3 protein-coding genes are annotated in these 3,463 nt (G+C 65.9%); 1 reads left to right on the forward strand and 2 read right to left on the reverse strand.

Annotated features, from left to right (window positions below):
* Both ACFU99_RS37835 and ACFU99_RS37840 read right to left on the reverse strand, forming a co-directional pair.
* Positions 1–1,487: S1 family peptidase (locus ACFU99_RS37835; RefSeq protein ID WP_384401485.1), on the reverse strand; the 1,487-nt coding region annotated here is incomplete at its 3' end.
* A 313-nt stretch (positions 1,488–1,800) separates the two neighbouring features.
* On the reverse strand, positions 1,801–2,247 hold the full coding sequence (locus ACFU99_RS37840; protein ID WP_384401487.1) for a hypothetical protein: 447 nt from the start codon (positions 2,245–2,247) through the stop codon (positions 1,801–1,803).
* A 482-nt stretch (positions 2,248–2,729) separates the two neighbouring features.
* Here ACFU99_RS37840 and ACFU99_RS37845 point away from each other — a divergent pair.
* A partial coding sequence (locus ACFU99_RS37845) for an ALF repeat-containing protein (protein WP_384401489.1) occupies positions 2,730–3,463 on the forward strand: 734 nt, incomplete at its 3' end.

Consider the following 3,463-nt stretch of genomic DNA (forward strand, 5'->3'; position numbering starts at 1 on the left):
GCGTTCTTCCAGGGGGAGCCGACGTCCCGGATGCGGGTGCGGCCGTGGAAGCCGTTGGTGTCGACGCCGGGGAAGATGGTGGTGTCGCCGTCCTTCCAGCGGATGACGAGGTCGTCGGTCTTCTTCCCGGTGAACTCTCCGGCGCTGAGCTGGGCGGCTTCGGTCCAGGCGTCCTTGCCGGCGTCGTGGAGCTGGATCCAGCCCTTCAGGCCCTGGGCGGAGGTGTGCGTGTACATGGAGACGGATCCGTTGTCCCACAGGACGAGAAGGTCGTCGCGCAGGGGGTTGTCGGTGTAGCGGCCGGTGGTGATCAGGCGGGCGTTCTTCCAGAACGGGTTGTCCCCGCCGGGCTCACGCAGGACCTGCTCGTCGCGGACGCCGTTCTGGTCGACGTGCTTGTAAGTGGAGAGTTTGCCGTTGGACCAGCGCACCGTGATGCCGTCCATGCCGTCGGGTGCGAAGGTGCCGCCGGTGACGGCCCGGGCCCGGGTCCAGAAGCTGCCCGCCTTGGCAATCTTGTGCTCCGCGGAGAAGGGCTGCTTGAGGTCGGTGTGGTCGGCGCCCTGGTAGAGACTGGCGGAGCCGTCTTTCCAGACGACGAACAGGTCCATGCGGCGCTGGCCGCCGGCAGGGCTGGTGAAGTGGCCGGAGGCCAGATAGGCGGCGTTCTGCCAGTTGGCGCGGTCCAGGAGGGTGCGGGAGGAGACGGCCTGGATCCACTCGGCGATGTCGTCGACACGGGCTTCGGAGGCAGCGGTGCGCTTCTCGGACTTGTCGACGCCCAGGCATCCGGCCTGGCCGGAGGTGCTGTGGATGCCGATGAGTTGGTAGGTGCCGCCGACTTCACGGAAGGCGGGGCCGCCAGTGTCTCCTTGACACACGATCGCGTGGTCGTCCGTGCCGGCGAGAGTGACGGTGGTGTCCTTGACCTCGCTTACAGAAGTCTTGGCGACGTGCAGACGGTCGGGTACCCACTCGCTCGTGGTCCGTCCGTAGCCCGCGACGACGACCTTCTCGCCCGGCAGGAGGGGACGGTTGACACTGACGACGGCGGGGGTGACTCCGGTGACCGGCGTCGCCAGCTTGGCCATCACCAGGTCGCGGTCTTGACGCGGTACGAGTTCGACGACGTCGACCTGGGTTCCGGGCTTCTGCTGGGTCAGGTCGGTGCGTCCGATGGTGGCGGTGGTGTGCAGTTTCGGCGCGCCCGCCTTGACCTGGTCCGGGTGTGCGGCGTCGTCGGCGAAGCAGCTGGCGGCGGTCAGCAGCCACTGCTCCTCGACCAGCGTGGCCGAGCAGCCGCGCTGTCCACCTCCGATGTCGAGGGTGGCGGTGAACGTGTAGGAGCCGTCCTCCGGCGTCTCACCGGCCACGGCCTGGGCCGGGGCGGCGGTCAGCAGCGGGGCGGCGGTCAGCGCCAGGGTCGCCGCGAGGGCGGAGGCGAGAAGCCCGGTCACGCGCGCGGTGCGCGGACGTCTGACAGGCATGATCTTTTCCTTTGAATGGAGCTGTCGGAGCGGGCCGCACGCGGCGGGCGCTGTGGTCGTCCGGTGGCACAGAACCGCACGAGCAAGCTGAAGTACCGAAGTGCTCGTCGCTTGGCGGCAGGTTCTCGGACGACGGCCCGATTCGGATACAAGCGGCGCCTACCGCGGTGCGGCCAGGGATACGTCCAGTCCCTTGACAAGAATCATTGTCATTCGCCGGCCCCTCAGTCGCCAACAAGCCATAATGCGACTGGATTTAGACAAACAATCGGAGGGGCCCGTCGAGGAAACGCGGGACTGGCCGGGATGTTCGTCAGCCTGCGGCGCGAAGCTCCACGAGTACGGAGCGCTTACCGGAGTTGCCGGTCTCTCCCATGTTCGTGTACTCGTTCTTGGGAGCGTTGACGACGGTCGTCTTCCCGTCGGCGGTGAGAGTGGCCTTGACCGGGTGGTCCTTGGTCCACATGGCGTAGGCGTCGGGCAGCTCCATGGTCAGGTAGCCCTGCGCGCTGCTGATGGTGAAGCAGAAGAAGTTCTCGCCCTTTCGGGACTCCACCTTCACGTCGTACTTCGAATCGCAGCCGGTCAGCATGATGTGACCGTCGCCGCGCTTCAACGCGATGCCCTGCTCCTGGAGAATCCTCGCCGCATCGGGATAGCTGAAGTCCTCTACAGCCGATGGCAGTTCGGCAGAACCGGATGCGGCCGTACTGGCATGTGCGGCTTGCGGTGCGGCCTGGGCGACCGTCAACGTCGCCACACCGGCGCACAGCATCGTCGATGCAACTCCGATACCGAGCAGGGATCTGCGGGCTCTTAATCTCGGCATGTCGCCTTCCTGGGTGCAAGGGGCAGGCGCAGGATCGCCACCCCGAATGCCCGCAATTGAATCATATGCAGGTTACATACGAACATACCTCAACGATCTTGATTTACGGGCCGTTTGCAGGAAAGCTCACACGGCGGACAAGCCATCGCCGCTCGCGCTCCAAGGGCACTTCCACGCCTTCTTGGAGTGCGACCTGATACGTACGAGCGATAGCCGCAACCACCCGAAACGACAGGGGATTTGACAAGGTGGAGTTAAGAGCGCACTCAGCAGAAGCAGCGCAACGCCGCAGAACGGGCCATGGAGGCCAAAGACGGCTATTCGGGCAGCGGGGCATCTGTTCCGTCGCCCTGCCCATCGCGCTGTCGGCGAGCCTGTTGGGAAGTTCCCCGGCGTACGCCGACGCGAATCACGTGGCCTTGGTCAAGCGTGGGTACGTGGTCGAACTTTGGCAGGGTGGCGGGACAGGGGTCAAGGAAGCCGCCGAGAAGGCGTTGTTGGGCACGGACGAGAACATCAAGGATTTCCTCAAAGGCAAGGACGCCATCCAGCGGATCGATGACCGGGTCGATGTCAGCCGCATGATCAACGCTGGTGGCCCCGGTGTGCGTGAGGCGGGCATCACGGCCCTGGAGTCGCAGGATCCGCAGGACGTGCGGGCCTTTCTCGCGGAGGGCTGGAAGGCCCCGCTGGAGGTGGACCAGCGCGTTGAAGCCGGCAAGGTGATCAACGCCGGCGGGAACGGGGTCAAGGACGCCGGCAAGGCAGCGCTGCAAGGCACCCCTGAGGATGTCGACGAGTTCCTCAAGAGGGGGCAGTACAAGGCCCGGGAGATCGATGACCGGGTCGAGGCCGGCAAGCTGATCAACTCGGGCGGTCCGAACGTCAAGGCTGCGGGGAAGACCGCGCTGCAGGGAACCCCGGAAGACATCGTCGAGTTCCTGCAAGTAGGCCAGTATGTGGCCCGCGACCGCGATCAGGAACACGCCACCATCGAGCAGCTCGCCGATCAGGCCACGCAGGCAGGGGAGCAGGCCAAGCGGGATACCGAAGCGGCCGTCGAGGCCAAGAACCGCGCGGTCGCGGCCTCCAGACTGGCAAAAGAAGCAGCCGAAAGAGCTGCCGCGGAAACCAAGGCGGCCAAGGG

The sequence above is a fragment of the Streptomyces sp. NPDC057654 genome, assembly GCF_042800135.1.
Lineage (GTDB): Bacteria > Actinomycetota > Actinomycetes > Streptomycetales > Streptomycetaceae > Streptomyces.